This is a genomic window from Thalassospira lucentensis (assembly GCF_050516545.1).
Lineage (GTDB): Bacteria > Pseudomonadota > Alphaproteobacteria > Rhodospirillales > Thalassospiraceae > Thalassospira > Thalassospira lucentensis_C.
This window is the reverse complement of record NZ_CP191544.1, coordinates 3,779,295-3,793,320: the sequence shown is the minus strand read 5'-3', so window position 1 is coordinate 3,793,320 and position 14,026 is coordinate 3,779,295. Positions and strand designations below refer to the sequence as shown.

Below are 14,026 nucleotides of genomic sequence, written 5' to 3'. Positions count from 1 at the left end.
CGCAAGGGGAGTAAAGTGAGAAGATGCTAAAACTATCAAAAAAGATGTTGTTTGCGATCGAGGCGGTCGTGGACATTGCCTATAACGCTGCGGGGGAACCGGTGCAAAGCCGTGACATTACTGCCCGTCAAGGCATCCCGAAACGTTACCTTGAACAGACCTTGCAGCAGCTTGTGCGCGCTGACATTCTTGTAGGTGTGCGCGGTCCGCGCGGTGGCTATCGTCTGGCGCGCGAACGTCGCCGGATTACCTTGGCCGATATCGTATCCGTGATTCGGTCGATGGAAACATCCGATGATCCGATCGAAGATCCGGCCGGTTCGCCATTGGGCAAGGAAGTCGTCCGCCCGCTTTGGCGTGAATTGCAGGACGAAATGATGAAGCAGCTTGAAAAAATCACGGTCGAAGACCTGTGCAATCGGGCACGTGATGCCGGCTTGCGCAGCGGGATCGAAGAATCACCAGATTTCATCATTTAATCTTCTGGAACCGCGGTGGTTTATTGTATCGTCAATCAACAAGAAACTGCTGCAGTTCACTTAAAACTACAGGCATCAGGAATGCCGTCTGACGTGCTTTGATGTAATAATTCCTGCTATCCCATTTGACTTGGATAGATAGCGAGATAAATACAGTTCAAACATGTGCTTGATGGCATAAATACAAAACGTGCGAGGAAAACATGACTGAGTTTCGCGGCAAGATTTACGACAGCATTATCGACACCATCGGTGCAACCCCACTGGTGCGCCTTTCACGTCTGGCCGAGGCTGAAGGCGTGAAAGCTGATCTGATCGGCAAGCTTGAATTCTTCAACCCGCTGGCCTCGGTCAAGGACCGTATTGGTCTGGCGATGATTGAAAACGCTGAGAAATCAGGCAAACTTGCAGCGGGTGCAACCCTTGTTGAGCCAACCTCGGGCAATACCGGTATTGCGCTGGCATTTGTTGCAGCGGCCAAGGGCTACAAATTGATCCTGACCATGCCTGAAAGCATGTCGCTGGAACGTCGCAAGATGCTGATGCTGCTTGGGGCGCAGATTGATCTGACCCCGGCTGCCAAAGGCATGAAAGGGGCGGTTGCCCGTGCGGAAGAACTGGTTGCCGAAATTGACGGTGCGGTCATGCTCCAGCAGTTTGACAATCCGGCAAACCCGGAAGTTCATCGCAACACGACCGCTCAGGAAATCATCAAGGATACCGCCGGTAACGTTGATATCTTTGTGTCGGGTGTTGGCACGGGTGGCACATTGACCGGTGTTGGTGAAGTGCTGAAAAAGCATAATCCGAACATCCAGATCGTTGCCGTCGAACCCGAAGACAGCCCGGTTATTTCCGGTGGCGCGCCGGGCCCGCATAAAATTCAGGGCATTGGCGCCGGGTTCATTCCGGGCAATCTCAATACCGATGTAATCGATACGGTCATGACCATTGGCAACGAAACCGCCTTTGCCACGGCCCGCAAGCTGGCGGCGATTGAAGGTCTTCCGACCGGTATTTCGTCTGGTGCGGCGGTTGCAGCTGCGATCGAGCTTGGTCAGAAACCGGAAAATGCCGGCAAACGGATTGTCATCATCATTCCAAGCTTTGCCGAACGTTATCTGTCGACCGCTTTGTTTGAAGGTCTGCAATAACAATTTGCCTAAACGGCGCACAGCAACACAATGCAAAAGGTCCGGTGTTACACCGGGCCTTTTTTTATGGCTTAATGATATGGCTACTGGATGTTGGGCGGCCCCACCCCAATTTGAAAGGAACGAAGATTAGAGGTTCCGAATGAAGACAGCCGGCCAAAAGAACACGCAAGATACCCTGTCACGTCTATTGGGGATGGCGATTGTGGTGTCTATGGTGTTTTGTTTCGAAATCAAAACAGTACTGGCTGAGGGAGATGAAGATGCCTTGCGCATTGTTGTCGCAGACGATGTGCTGGAAGATTACGAACGTTTTCTCAATGGTCGAACCTTCTCTAAAATTACCGACTTTGGCGGTCCGTATAGTCGCCGTGATGTGGTCGAAATCGTCCTTGTGCAGCAGGCATTGTCCAGAGGTGGTTGGACAGGTGCGATGACATTGATTGGCGGGGGGAATTACGCCCGGATGCGGCAAATGATCTCTGTCGGTGAGGCGGACATTTCCGGATCATCTGTCTGGCGACGTGACATCGAAGAAGACGGGGCAACCATGATCGCATCGCACCCGGTTATTCCGGTTGGTCGGTTTGAGGCCGGGTTTTACATGTTGGCGGACAATCCAAACCGGCTTCGTGTGCATAGCCTTCTTGATATTCGGCGTATGCGGGCCGTTTCAAACCGAACATGGAAACCGGATTGGCATGCATTGGAAAAGCTTGATTTTTCAGATTTGGTGCATGTGCCAACCTGGCAATTGATGGTTCAATTTATTGCCGATGACCGCGCTGATTTTCTTCTCGCACCATTTCAACCCGGATCTGAGATGGAACTTGTCGTCGACGGGGTTCGGATGCTGCCAATTCCCGGTTTTAAAATCGCATTGGCGGGAAGCCGCCATTTTGCGGTCAACAAGACCGTCAGCGACAACACTGATCTGCTTGCTGTCCTTAACCGTGGCCTAAAGGCGCTGGAAGATGACGGCATTGTTGATCAGGCCTATCGGCAATCGGGTTTCTTCCATCCGGTCGTGCGCGACTGGACATTGATCGGGGCAGAAGAATTTGGCCAGTCAGACACGGACATTGCGCCAAATCCGGACAATTCGATGAAAAATCAAATCTTTTCCTTGAGAGATATAAACGGCAGGCTATATCCAAACCCTCGTCTTTTTTAATTCGTCCTGACAGGAAACCTGCCCGCGTGACCGATTTCGATTTCAGCGAAAATGAAGTGCAACGCTATGCCCGCCACATCGTCCTTAAAGAGGTCGGTGGCACAGGACAGATGAAGCTTAAGCGCGGTCGGGTCCTGATTGTTGGCGCGGGGGGGCTCGGATCGCCGTTGGCGATGTATCTGGCCGCTGCCGGTGTCGGGACGATTGGCATTGTTGATGCTGATACGGTTGAACTATCGAACCTGCAACGCCAGATCGCCCATGGCATGAGCGATATTGGCGCACCCAAGGTCGACAGTGCCAGGGCGACCATGAATGATATGAACCCCGAAATTACGGTTCATGCCCATAACACCCGCCTTGATGCGTCCAATGTTATGGGTTTGATCGGTGATTATGATGTGATTGCCGATGGATCGGATAATTTCGAGACGCGGTTTTTGCTCAATGATGCCTGCTACATGGCGGGGAAAACCTTGGTATCGGGTGCCGCCCTTCGCTTTGACGGGCAGGTCTCAACCTTTAAGGCACATCAAGGTGCGCCGAACCCGTGTTATCGCTGCATTTATCATGCTCCGCCGCCCGCGGATGCCATTCCATCCTGTGCCCAGGGCGGGGTTTTGGGATCGGTTGTCGGAATGATCGGCGGCATGCAGGCAACAGAAGTGCTAAAAGAACTGATGGGCATTGGCGATGGCCTGTCCGGGCAGCTTTTGATCATAGATGCGCTGTCGGCATCTTTCCGCAAGATCAAAGTGCCCCGCGATCCCGGCTGCCCGCTTTGTTCAGAAAACGCCACAATCAAGGATCTTTCAATCCATGACCACTGAGACGGACACCGTTAAGAAACTTTCGCTTGTTGTGTTTTCCGGAAGCTTTGAAAAAGTTCATTACGCACTCGTAATGGCATCGGCTGCGCTGGCATCCGGGCGTGACGTCACCCTGTTTTTCACAATGGAAGCCAGTCGCGCACTTTTGGCCCCATCGGGTTGGCGCCATTTGCGCACCGATGCGCAAGGTGCGACCGCGACCTCGATCGATCTGACCTATTCCACCCGTGGCATTGGCAGTTTTGAAGAACTTCTATCGGCTTGTGTCAGTCTGAATGGAAAATTCATGGTCTGCGAGATGGGCTTGCGCGCCCTTGGTCTGGAAGACGCTGCCACCCGCGATGAAATCGCGATTGAAACCGGTGGCGTTGTGACGTTCCTAAACGATGCCAAACAAAACGGCGAAATGCTGTTTATCTGATCTCAGCTTGCCAAAAGCTTGATGCCAAGCCCGGCAAGGCAAAGGCCAACAGCGCGTTCAATCCATATTTTGACCGATGCAATGCGGCTCTGCACGGCGGGTAAGGTCAAGGCAACCGCAACCAGCCCGAACCAGACCATGTGGCAGGCCGCAATATAAATGCCATAGCCGATTTCCTGAATGACCAGTGTGGTGGGCGAAATCACCTGACTGAACAGAGAAGCGATGAACAGCATCGTTTTGGGGTTCAGCGCATTGCATGCAAATCCGGTCCAGAACGCCGATCCGTTGCGATAATGATTCGGGCTTGCTGGTGCTGATGATGTTGTGGCGATGTTAGCGCTAACATCTGCGGTATTTTCCCGTTTCTTCCCCTCCAATAGATGCCGGATATCAGGCCAAAGTGCCGATAGCCCCAGCCAGATCAGATAGGCCGCGCCAAGATAGCGCAGGCTGGTCAGAATCCAGACATTGCTGGCAAACAGAACCCCCAAACCAATTACGGTATAGGCAAGATGGACGGAAACCCCACTTCCGATCCCGATTGCGCACATGACTCCCGCACGGCGTCCACGTGAAATCGCAAGGCGGGTGACCATGGCAAAATCTGGTCCCGGGCTGATCACGGCAAGGATGGTGATGATGCCAACGGCGATGATTTCCATCGACAGGATATCGGTTGATAAAGCGGGCATGATCCCGGTCCTTCATATGTGATGAATTTGATTGATCTGTGATCTGATTGAGTATCAAACTCTATGCATCGCCTGAAAATCGAAAAAATCCGGGATATATTGTGAGTAACATTCACAGAAAACGCAGCCTGCCTCCTCTTTCCGCCTTGCCAGCGTTTGAAGCAGCAGCCCGTCATCAAAGCTTTTCGCGCGCCGCCGAAGAACTGCATTTAACCCATGGGGCGATCAGTCGGGCGGTGGCCCAGATCGAAGAACGTTTGGGCGTTGATCTTTTTGTTCGGCGCAATCGGCGGGTTTGGCTGACGGCTGCGGGTGAACATCTTTTGAAGGCGACCGGCACGGCACTTGATGGTCTTGATCATGCGGTTGAGGATATCCACCGCCATGACGGTGCATCACCGATACTAACCGTGTCATGCGAACCCAGCCTTGCCATGCGATGGTTGATGCCGCGTCTGGGGGCGTTCCGCCAAGCCAATCCGGATCTGAACATTGATCTGCGGCTGGCAGGTGGTCCGGTTGATTTGCTCTCAGATGGCTGTGATGTCGCCATTCGTCGGGCCGATTACGGCATTTCAGAACAGTACATAACCACCCATTTATGGGGCGAATATGCCGGGCCGGTCTGTGACCCGGAATGTTGGCAAGATATTCTTGGTTCTGATCTGTCCAACGCACGGTGGCTCCACACCCGCACCCGCCCGGATGCGTGGGACAATTGGAAACGTGCCAGTGCGATAGAGGTTACCCCGGCAAGCGAGCAATATTTCGACCATTTCTTTTTCGCCCTGCAAGCAGCAGTGAACCGGCTTGGTACGGCAATTGGTCCCTTGCCACTGGTCTATGACGACCTTGCCGCTGGACGGTTGATTGCTCCGCACGGGATGGTGCAAACCGGCTTTGATTACGTTTTGATCACGCTTGATCCGCCGGGCCGTGACCCGCGCATTGCGCTTTTCTTTGACTGGTTGATGGCCGAGGCCGGGGATATGGATAAGGGCGTATTGCCCGGAACCGGTCCGGGGAAGGCCGATATTTAAGCCAATCGGAATAGGTCAGAAAAACACGGAGTCGGAACATTCATCGAACGCCTGACGTTTGAGGAGTCCCCGAAACTTTTCAGGCCCGATCTATGTTGACTGATCTTCCCTATTTCGCGACAGCCGATAAGTATTTTGACATTGGCATCATCGATATGGTGATGCGCTTATGCGCGGCAACCGTGATTGGCATGGTGATCGGGCTTAACCGCGATGTGAACGGCAAACCAACCGGCATGCGGACCTTGGCCCTTGTCGCGCTTGGTGCTGCGGTGGTGTCCGTGGTTGCGGTGCATTTTCAGGATTTGATCGACCATCCTGATGCCCTGTCCCGCGTGGTGCAGGGTCTGTTGCAAGGTGTTTTGACCGGGATTGGTTTTATCGGGGCCGGCGTTATTTTACGCCAACCCAAAAGCATGTCGGTTTCCGGGCTGACAACCGCGGCAACGGTGTGGATCACAGCGGCCCTTGGCATTGCCTGCGCGCTTGCTGCTTGGCACATTGTGGTGATTGCCACCGTGCTGACCCTTGTCGTTTTGATTGTGCTGAAACCCATAGAGATGATGCTGGTGCACTGGATCGGGACGGGTGATGCGGAAAATGCAGATAATCCGGAGCATCAAAAAACAAACACTTAAACCGGGTTTCGGGTTTAAGTCTGTGCTTAGAAATCTTCGCCTTCGCGGAATGCTGCCAGATCGTCAATTCGGCGATAGGGGAGTAATGTCTGTAGCTGTTCGGGTGCCGTGCCGTTCATCAGATCATGTAGATGACGTGCAAGGACCTCCCCGACATGGCGTTGTGGCTGATAATAATAGGTGAGTTTCTGTTTTGACAGCATGCGGAACGGCATGCCGCCAAACCCGACAACACCAATCCCGTCGCGGATGGTGTCCATGCCCAGTTCAAGCAAGGCTTCCAGTGCGCCAATCATGGTCATCTGACTGGCGCAGACAATGGCCGTGACATCAGACTGATCGGTGAAAAGTTTGGTGGTTGCTTCGCGGGCTGCGCGCACGGACACATCCGAGGACATCCAGATCAGACTATCTGGATCAAGTCCGGCATCCATCATCGCGCGCCGTGCCCCATGTTTGCGATAGCCAAAAAAGGTCAAAGCTTCATGCGGATCGATCATGCCGATTTTGCGGTGACCATCCTCGATCAGGCGTTTGATCGCATCATAGGCGGCTTGTTCGTCATCGTGGTCGACAAAGGCATGCGGGGTGAGAAGTTCGGTTCGGCCAAAGCTGACAAACGGAAAGTCATGTTGCAGGCAATATTTAGCGCGCTTGTCCTGCAGGGTGGTGCGCGAAAACACAACCGCATCGGCCATGCGCTGTGTATGGATTTTTTGCACCGGTACCAGCGGGTCTTCGCCGCTAGTTTGGGCCAGAACCACCAGTGTATAGTGATCTGCCTCAAGTCCTTGGGCAAGGCTTTCGACTTGGGCGAGAAAGCCCGGATCGCCATAGTCGCCGACTTCCGGAGAATAAAGAATAGAACAGACCTGCATGGTTTTACCCGTGTGCAACATCACGCCGCGGGCATCGGGCTGATAGCCGATTTCTGCCGCCGCCGCCTTTACCTTGGCAACTGTGCCGGGCTTGACTTCCGGGCCGTCTTTCAGGGCACGCGACACTGTCGTAACCGACAGGCCAAGCTGATCGGCAATGGTGCGAAGGTTGGGGCGTGCTGCAGGCATATACAGGTCCGTTCTTTGAATATGTCGGACAATCTAATCGCCCGGCAGGTTCTATGGCAACGAGTTCCGTGAAATCACGTCGCGCATAAAGTAATAGGACGCTTTTGGGGTGCGTTTCTGGGTGTCATAATCGACATGCACCAGCCCGAACCGTTTGTCATAACCATATGCCCATTCGAAATTGTCGAGAAGCGACCATGGCATATAGCCCAAAACATTAGCACCTTCGGAAATCGCACGAAGGAGTGCACCAAGATATTCGGTGTAATACGCAATGCGATCCTGATCATCAACGCGGCCGTCACTCCCCGGAATATCGACAAAGGCGCCGCCATTTTCGGTGACAAAGACCGGAGGATTGCCGTACTTCTCCTGAAGAATTTTCATTGTTTTATAGAAACAATCCCCATCAACCGCCCATCCCATCTCGGTTCGGCGGAAATATTTCGGTGGTTCAGCATGCTTGAATGGCCATGCTTGGCCTTCGGCGGCTTGAATGTAGCTTGGGAAATACTGGTTTAACCCTTGGAAATCGACCGGGGTTTTAATCGCTTCCAGATCGTCTTGGCGAATGTGGGGTTCCATACGATCCATGATCAGTTCGGGATAGCGGCCATAATAAACCGGATCAAGGAACACACCGTTCCATTTCGCTTCGAACAGTTCGATCAGATGCGCGTCCTGTTCTTGGCGATGCGGCAATGTATAGCCTTTGTGCATCGGCAAAACGAAACCAACCGGTGCATCGGCATTGTGGCTTTTGATGATCCGAGTTGCACGTGCATGGCACAGGTTCAGATGATGTGCGGCGCGCATTGCTGCACGTGGATCGGTGATGCCCGGTGCATGGCGGCCTTCTTCATGTCCGATCCAGGCCACGACATTGGGTTCGTTAAAGGTCACCCAGGACTTTACCCGGTCGCCCAAGCGCGTGACGAGAAGTTCGGTATAATCCCCAAACCAGTCAACAATGTCCCGGTTGGTCCAACCACCACGATCCTGAAGGGCTTGTGGCAAGTCCCAATGATACAGACACAGCCAAGGATCAAGCCCGCGCTCAAGCATGCCGTCAATCAGGCGGCTGTAAAAATCGATGCCGGTTTCATTAACTTTGCCCGTACCTTCTGGCATGACGCGTGGCCACATGACTGAAAAACGGTAATGTTTGGCACCTAGCCCCTTGATCAAATCCAGATCTTCGGCCCAGCGGTGATAATGATCGCAAGCAACAAGACCATTGTCACCATTGGCGACGCGGCCCGGAGTTGCGCAATATGTATCCCAGATGCTGTCACCGCGCCCGTCATCTGCGGCACCGCCTTCGATCTGATAGCTTGAGGTCGAAACACCCCATCGGAAACCGTCGGGGAATGAATTGGTCATGTTTGCTTCCTTGCCCTGTTTTGGGTGTCATCAATTGAATGCATCCAAAATCGTAACGTTTCGAAAAATGAGGCAAAAAAAATATAGCCACATCAATTTTGACTTATTATGCGGGAGATTTGTGGATTGACAAGGGCGAATAAAGCGCTTATCAAAAAAAATCGTAACGTTACAAATTTTCGACCATTAAGAAGTCGGACGTGAACGTATCCATTAGGGAGGATCATCGTTATGAAGAAATTCTCAAAGGTCGCGGTGCTCGCGGCATTTCTGAGCACAGGTGTCTCTGCAGGTGCGCTTCACGCCCAGACCGCAGAAGTTTTGCATTGGTGGACATCGGGTAGTGAACAAGCAGCCTTGGCAGAAGTCCGTAAGGCGTTTGAAGCAAAAGGTGGCGCTTGGGTTGATACCCCGATCGCAGGTGGGGGCAATGCCCGTGCCGCAGCCGTCAACCGTATGCTGGGTGGTGACCCGGCATCGGTGTTTCAGTTTTCGATTGGTCAGCAGCTTCGTGAACTTGCCGATCAAGGCTTGCTTGCCAATGTCGATAAAATTGCCAGTGAAGAACATTGGGATGAAAAGCTGCCGCCGCTGATTGTCAAAGCAGCGAAATATGATGGTGATTACATCGCAGCCCCGATTAACATCCACGGTGAAAACTGGATGTTCTTTAACAAGGCAGCCCTTGAAAAGGCTGGCGTTGATGTTCCAAAAAGCTGGTCTGAATTCATGACTGCGGCCAAAAAGCTTGAGGATGCCGGGATCATTCCAATTGGTCTTGGTGGTCAGCCTTGGCAGGAACGTATCATGTTTAACAGCGTCCTTTTGGGCGTTGGCGGACGTGATTTTTATGCCAAGCTTTACAGCACCCTTGATGACGATCTTTTGGCGTCTGATACCATGGGCAAAGTGTTTGAAACCTTTGCCGCGTTGAAACCGTTTGTCGATGAATCAAGCCCCGGCCGGAATTGGAACGAGGCAACCAATATGGTGATTAAAGGCGATGCAGCGTTTCAGTTCATGGGCGATTGGGCCAAGGGCGAAATCATTGCAGCAGGGGTTGAACCGGGCAGCACGGTTGGCTGTGCATTTGCCCCGGCAATCGATACCGCTTACATCATGACCGTTGATGCGTTTGCCTTTTCGGCGATGGACGGCGAAGAAGAAGCCACCCCGGCACAGGCCAAGATGGCGCAAGTGATGCTTGAGCCAGATGTGCAGATTGCCTTTAACAAGAAAAAAGGCTCGATCCCGGCCCGTCTCGATGTTCCGGCCGACAGTTTTGATTCCTGTGCGCAAATGGCGATCAAAACCCTTCAGGATCCAAAAACCCATCTTGTCAGCACCGGATTGTTTGGGGTGCCAAGTTCCGTTTCGGGCGCAATTGATGACAGCATCTCCAATTTCTGGAACAGTGCTGACATGAGCCCGCAAGAGGGCCAGGAACAATTCCGTCAGGCTATTGCCAACGCCAAATAGGGCTTGGGAAACGAGACTTTGCAAGGCATGCGCCGCTGCGATTTCCATTTGCAGCGGCGTCTTTACAAAGAAGCGAGATTATTCATGGCCGAACCGGCACAAGGTGGGTTGAAACCTTCGCAGGGCGGCAGGCGACGTTGGCGGCCGCAATGGACGGCCCGAATGGCGTTGATCCCTGCTATGACGATTACGATCGTTTGCTTTTACGGGTTCATCATCTGGACTTTTGTGATTTCGCTGACCCGGTCGCGTTTGCTGCCGGTTTATAAATTCACCGGATTTGATCAATATTTCCGTCTGTTTGCCAATGAACGTTGGTGGACGGCGATGCAGAACTTAGCCATTCATGGTGTGTTGTTCATTGGTGGATGCATGCTGTTTGGCTATTTGCTTGCGATCCTGATTGATCGTGGGATTAAGGCCGAAGGCCTGTTTCGCACGGTTTTCATGTTGCCTTTGTCGATGTCGTTCATCGTTACCGGGGTGATTTGGCAATGGGTGATGAATCCGGGTCTTGGACTACAAGAAGCCGTGCGGGCATTGGGTTGGGCCAGTTTCGAATTTAACTGGATCGTCCGCCCGGACCGGTCGATTTATACCCTTGCAATTGCCGGTATCTGGCAACAGGTCGGGCTTTGCATGGCGCTGTTTTTGGCCGGGCTTCGCAATATTGATCCCAATATCTGGAAGGCAACCCGTGTGGATGGCATCCCCGTATGGCGGGTGTATCTGCACGTCATTACCCCAATGCTGCGCACGGTATTCTTCACGGTTTTCATTCTGATGAGCGCGATTGTCATGAAGGCTTTTGACCTTGTGGTCGCATTGACTGGTGGTGGACCCGGCTTTTCATCGGACTTGCCGGCACGGTTCGTAGTTGATCATATCCTGAACCGACAGGAACTGGGTCTTGGTGCGGCGGGGGCGTTTGTCCTGCTTTGTACCGTGATCGCGGTGATTTCGCCCTATATCCATTTTGAACTGCGCAAAGAGCGCGGTGGGCGGGGGCATTGATCATGCAATATAACCGTCTGGCTCTTTATGGGTTGCTGGGTATTGCCGCACTGATGGTGCTTTCGCCGGTTTTCATCATGGTTTCGACATCGCTTAAATCCATGGATGAAATCCGCAATGGCAGTATTTTCACCCTGCCCGCAGATCCGGGGTTTGCCGCCTGGGGCAAGGCATGGTTTGGCGATTGCGCGAAAACACTTGGCGATAAATGCGGTGGACTTTCATCATCCTTTTTGACGTCGGTTAAAATCGTTATCCCGGCATTGGCTTTGTCGGTTGGGCTTGGGGCTGTTACCGGATACGCATTGGCGGTCTGGAAGATGAAAGGGGCGAACCTTATGTTTGCCGCCCTTTTGGTCGGCATGTTCATCCCACCACAGGTGACGCTTTATCCTTTGATCATCATGATCCGCGAGCTTGGCATTTTCGGCTCGATCGGGGGATTGATCCTTGTGCATGTCATTTGGGGAATTGCCTTTACCACCATGATGTTCCGCAATTTTTTCAAAACCGTGCCACAGGATTTACTTAAGGCAGCCCGCATCGACGGGGCCGGATTCTGGCGGTTGTTCTGGCATGTGATGTTGCCTTTATCCCTGCCGATCCTGGGCGTCGCGATGATTTTGCAATTTACCTATATCTGGAATGATTTCCTGCTTGGCCTGACCTTTGGCGGGCGATCAGGGCAGCCCATGACGGTGGCCTTGAATAACCTTGTCGGATCGCAATTCGGCGAGAAGGAATACAATGTCGATATGGCTGCAACCATGCTGACGGCGTTGCCGACATTGGCGGTTTATCTGCTGTCGGGACGGTTGTTTGTACGCGGTATTGCCGCGGGGGCCGTGAAAGGGTGATGGCTATGAATGGTGTTGAACTTTGCAATGTAACAAAGGCCTATGCCGGCCTTACCGTGATGGAAAACATCAATCTTGAAATTGCCGATGGTGATTTTCTGGTTTTGTTGGGGCCATCGGGCTGCGGAAAATCCACGCTGTTGAATATGATTGCCGGGCTTGAACCGGCAACAGGTGGGGCCATTCACATTAATGGGCGCGATGTGACCGACCTTGAACCCGACGAGCGTGATATTGCGATGGTGTTTCAGTCCTATGCACTTTATCCAACCATGTCGGTGCGCAAGAATATCGGCTTTGGCCTTAAGATGCGGGGCATGCCAAAAGACCAGATTGAACAAAAGGTTGCCGAGGTCGGTGATCTTTTGCAGATCGGGCCGCTTTTGGATCGCAAGCCATCGCAGCTTTCAGGCGGGCAGCAGCAGCGCGTTGCGATTGGCCGGGCGTTGGTGCGCGAACCATCGGTCTTTTTGTTTGATGAACCGTTATCAAACCTTGATGCCAAGCTGCGTGCGGATATGCGGATTGAACTTAAACGCCTCCATGAACGGCTTGGCCGAACAATTGTCTATGTCACCCATGATCAGATCGAAGCCATGACGCTGGCAACCCGCGTGGTTGTTCTGGATCGTGGGGCTGTGCAGCAGGCAGATACACCCGAAAATGTCTATCGCCGCCCGGCCAACCGATTTGTCGCCAGTTTTGTTGGCGCACCGACGATGAATTTCATCGATGGCAAGCTGATGCAAAGTGGGGATGACATCGTTTTTGACAGTGGGGCGGGTGCCTTGCCATTGGTAGATGTGCCGGTTGGTGCGCGCGATTTGATCGGGCGGTCGTTAACCCTTGGGGCGCGGCCCGAACATCTTTTGTTTGATCCGGCAGGCATCGCATCAAGGGTTCTGCTGGCTGAGCCAACCGGCCCGGACCAGTATATTCGTCTGGCCGTTGCCGGATCGGAACTGACCGCACGCAGTGGCCCGGAACAGCCTTTTAAATCCGGGGCCGATGCGCGGATTCTCATTGATGGGGCAAGGATGTCATTGTTTGAACCACAAAATGGTCAAGCCATCACGTTAGGCTGATCAAGCAAGTGGCCGACTATTCCCCGCGATCATACCGATCATACCGATCATCTGGGCATGTGGCGCTGTTCCTTATGGGAGCAGCGCCACCGTCTTTTGGCGGTGTTTGATTATGCCATCATCGGTTGGGCAAGGGCGCTATCGGAAAATGTCGGGTATTTCGATGCGGCATTGGGCAACTGATAATGCCACCATTCATGCGTATAAAATTCAAATCCGGCGCTGACCATAATGCCAAGCAGGATGAAACGGTTGGCTTCGGCCTGTTTTGAGATCAAATCAGAGCCGTGATAGGACCGGCTATGCATTTCATCAAACCCTGCCCCCATATCCAGTTCCTTGCCGTTTTGATCAATCAGCGTTAGATCAATGGCCACACCACGACCATGTGGCGATCCGAAATCCGGATTGGCGACGAAATCGGGGTTGGGCGAATGGTTCCAAAGCGCACGTTGTGCTTCCTGGGGCCGAAACGCATCAAGAATGCGCAATTTGACCCCCTGACGACGCGCCATGGCAGCAGCCTTTTTCAGGCATTTGGCTGCATCCGCGTGAAGATAGCAGGCAGGTCGTGTATAAATCGGTGCCCCGGTGAAATTGCGATCCGTGGCATAGACGATATCAATTTCGACATCATATTCGTAAGGCGTAATTTCGACCAGCGCCATCGCCGGAGGCTCCCTGTTCTTGTCGTTCACCGATTACATAAA

At 52.9% G+C, this 14,026-nt stretch carries 15 protein-coding genes; 11 read left to right on the top strand and 4 right to left on the bottom strand.

The genetic code is table 11. The features are described from left to right. Nucleotides 1-23: 23 nt before the first annotated feature. The 5 genes from ACQ0MK_RS17365 (at nucleotide 24) to ACQ0MK_RS17345 (ending at nucleotide 4,058) form a co-directional block, all read left to right on the top strand. Entirely contained in the window at nucleotides 24-479 is a 456-nt protein-coding gene (locus ACQ0MK_RS17365) for an RrF2 family transcriptional regulator (RefSeq protein ID WP_008888834.1), read from the top strand. 203 nt (nucleotides 480-682) lie between these two features. Further along, the gene (gene cysK, locus ACQ0MK_RS17360) at nucleotides 683-1,633 is read left to right on the top strand and encodes a cysteine synthase A (protein WP_350041002.1); all 951 of its coding nucleotides are present in this window, start codon (nucleotides 683-685) and stop codon (nucleotides 1,631-1,633) included. 142 nt (nucleotides 1,634-1,775) lie between these two features. Continuing rightward, complete coding sequence (locus ACQ0MK_RS17355) at nucleotides 1,776-2,807, top strand: hypothetical protein (protein WP_430473669.1); 1,032 nt, start codon at nucleotides 1,776-1,778, stop codon at nucleotides 2,805-2,807. A gap of 26 nt (nucleotides 2,808-2,833) precedes the next feature. Beyond that, complete coding sequence (locus ACQ0MK_RS17350; RefSeq protein ID WP_430473668.1) at nucleotides 2,834-3,637, top strand: HesA/MoeB/ThiF family protein; 804 nt, start codon at nucleotides 2,834-2,836, stop codon at nucleotides 3,635-3,637. Then, the gene (locus ACQ0MK_RS17345) at nucleotides 3,627-4,058 is read left to right on the top strand and encodes a DsrE family protein (protein ID WP_350040999.1); all 432 of its coding nucleotides are present in this window, start codon (nucleotides 3,627-3,629) and stop codon (nucleotides 4,056-4,058) included. Before ACQ0MK_RS17350 ends, ACQ0MK_RS17345 begins: the two co-directional genes overlap by 11 nt. 2 nt (nucleotides 4,059-4,060) lie before the next feature. Here ACQ0MK_RS17345 and ACQ0MK_RS17340 read toward each other — a convergent pair whose 3' ends face one another. Beyond that, nucleotides 4,061-4,753 carry a LysE family translocator gene (locus tag ACQ0MK_RS17340; RefSeq protein WP_430473667.1) on the bottom strand — a complete coding sequence of 231 codons (693 nt, stop codon included), beginning with the start codon at nucleotides 4,751-4,753 and terminating at the stop codon, nucleotides 4,061-4,063. 101 nt (nucleotides 4,754-4,854) lie between these two features. On the opposite strand from ACQ0MK_RS17340, the gene ACQ0MK_RS17335 reads away from it, so the two are divergent. Both ACQ0MK_RS17335 and ACQ0MK_RS17330 read left to right on the top strand, forming a co-directional pair. After that, entirely contained in the window at nucleotides 4,855-5,793 is a 939-nt protein-coding gene (locus tag ACQ0MK_RS17335; RefSeq protein ID WP_430473666.1) for a LysR substrate-binding domain-containing protein, read from the top strand. Between the two features lie 92 nt (nucleotides 5,794-5,885). Continuing rightward, nucleotides 5,886-6,431: an MgtC/SapB family protein gene (locus tag ACQ0MK_RS17330; protein ID WP_430473665.1), complete on the top strand. Its 546-nt coding sequence runs from the start codon at nucleotides 5,886-5,888 to the stop codon at nucleotides 6,429-6,431. 26 nt (nucleotides 6,432-6,457) lie between these two features. Here ACQ0MK_RS17330 and ACQ0MK_RS17325 read toward each other — a convergent pair whose 3' ends face one another. Both ACQ0MK_RS17325 and ACQ0MK_RS17320 read right to left on the bottom strand, forming a co-directional pair. Further along, nucleotides 6,458-7,498 carry a LacI family DNA-binding transcriptional regulator gene (locus tag ACQ0MK_RS17325; RefSeq protein ID WP_430473664.1) on the bottom strand — a complete coding sequence of 347 codons (1,041 nt, stop codon included), beginning with the start codon at nucleotides 7,496-7,498 and terminating at the stop codon, nucleotides 6,458-6,460. Between the two features lie 51 nt (nucleotides 7,499-7,549). Beyond that, nucleotides 7,550-8,881: a GH1 family beta-glucosidase gene (locus ACQ0MK_RS17320; RefSeq protein ID WP_430473663.1), complete on the bottom strand. Its 1,332-nt coding sequence runs from the start codon at nucleotides 8,879-8,881 to the stop codon at nucleotides 7,550-7,552. A gap of 231 nt (nucleotides 8,882-9,112) precedes the next feature. Here ACQ0MK_RS17320 and ACQ0MK_RS17315 point away from each other — a divergent pair, with 231 nt between their 5' ends. The 4 genes from ACQ0MK_RS17315 (at nucleotide 9,113) to ACQ0MK_RS17300 (ending at nucleotide 13,316) form a co-directional block, all read left to right on the top strand. Further along, a complete protein-coding gene (locus ACQ0MK_RS17315) occupies nucleotides 9,113-10,360 on the top strand; it encodes an ABC transporter substrate-binding protein (RefSeq protein WP_430473662.1) in 1,248 nt (415 codons plus the stop codon). A gap of 162 nt (nucleotides 10,361-10,522) precedes the next feature. Further along, nucleotides 10,523-11,374 (top strand): carbohydrate ABC transporter permease, encoded by an 852-nt coding sequence (locus ACQ0MK_RS17310; protein WP_430473661.1) that lies wholly within the window; start codon nucleotides 10,523-10,525, stop codon nucleotides 11,372-11,374. Between the two features lie 2 nt (nucleotides 11,375-11,376). Beyond that, nucleotides 11,377-12,231: a carbohydrate ABC transporter permease gene (locus ACQ0MK_RS17305; RefSeq protein WP_430473660.1), complete on the top strand. Its 855-nt coding sequence runs from the start codon at nucleotides 11,377-11,379 to the stop codon at nucleotides 12,229-12,231. 5 nt (nucleotides 12,232-12,236) lie between these two features. Beyond that, complete coding sequence (locus ACQ0MK_RS17300; RefSeq protein ID WP_430476043.1) at nucleotides 12,237-13,316, top strand: ABC transporter ATP-binding protein; 1,080 nt, start codon at nucleotides 12,237-12,239, stop codon at nucleotides 13,314-13,316. A gap of 110 nt (nucleotides 13,317-13,426) precedes the next feature. Here the strand turns inward: ACQ0MK_RS17300 and ddpX are convergent, their stop codons facing one another. Next, nucleotides 13,427-13,984, bottom strand: a complete 558-nt coding sequence (gene ddpX, locus ACQ0MK_RS17295) for a D-alanyl-D-alanine dipeptidase (RefSeq protein ID WP_430473659.1) — start codon at nucleotides 13,982-13,984, stop codon at nucleotides 13,427-13,429. Nucleotides 13,985-14,026 lie beyond the last annotated feature (42 nt).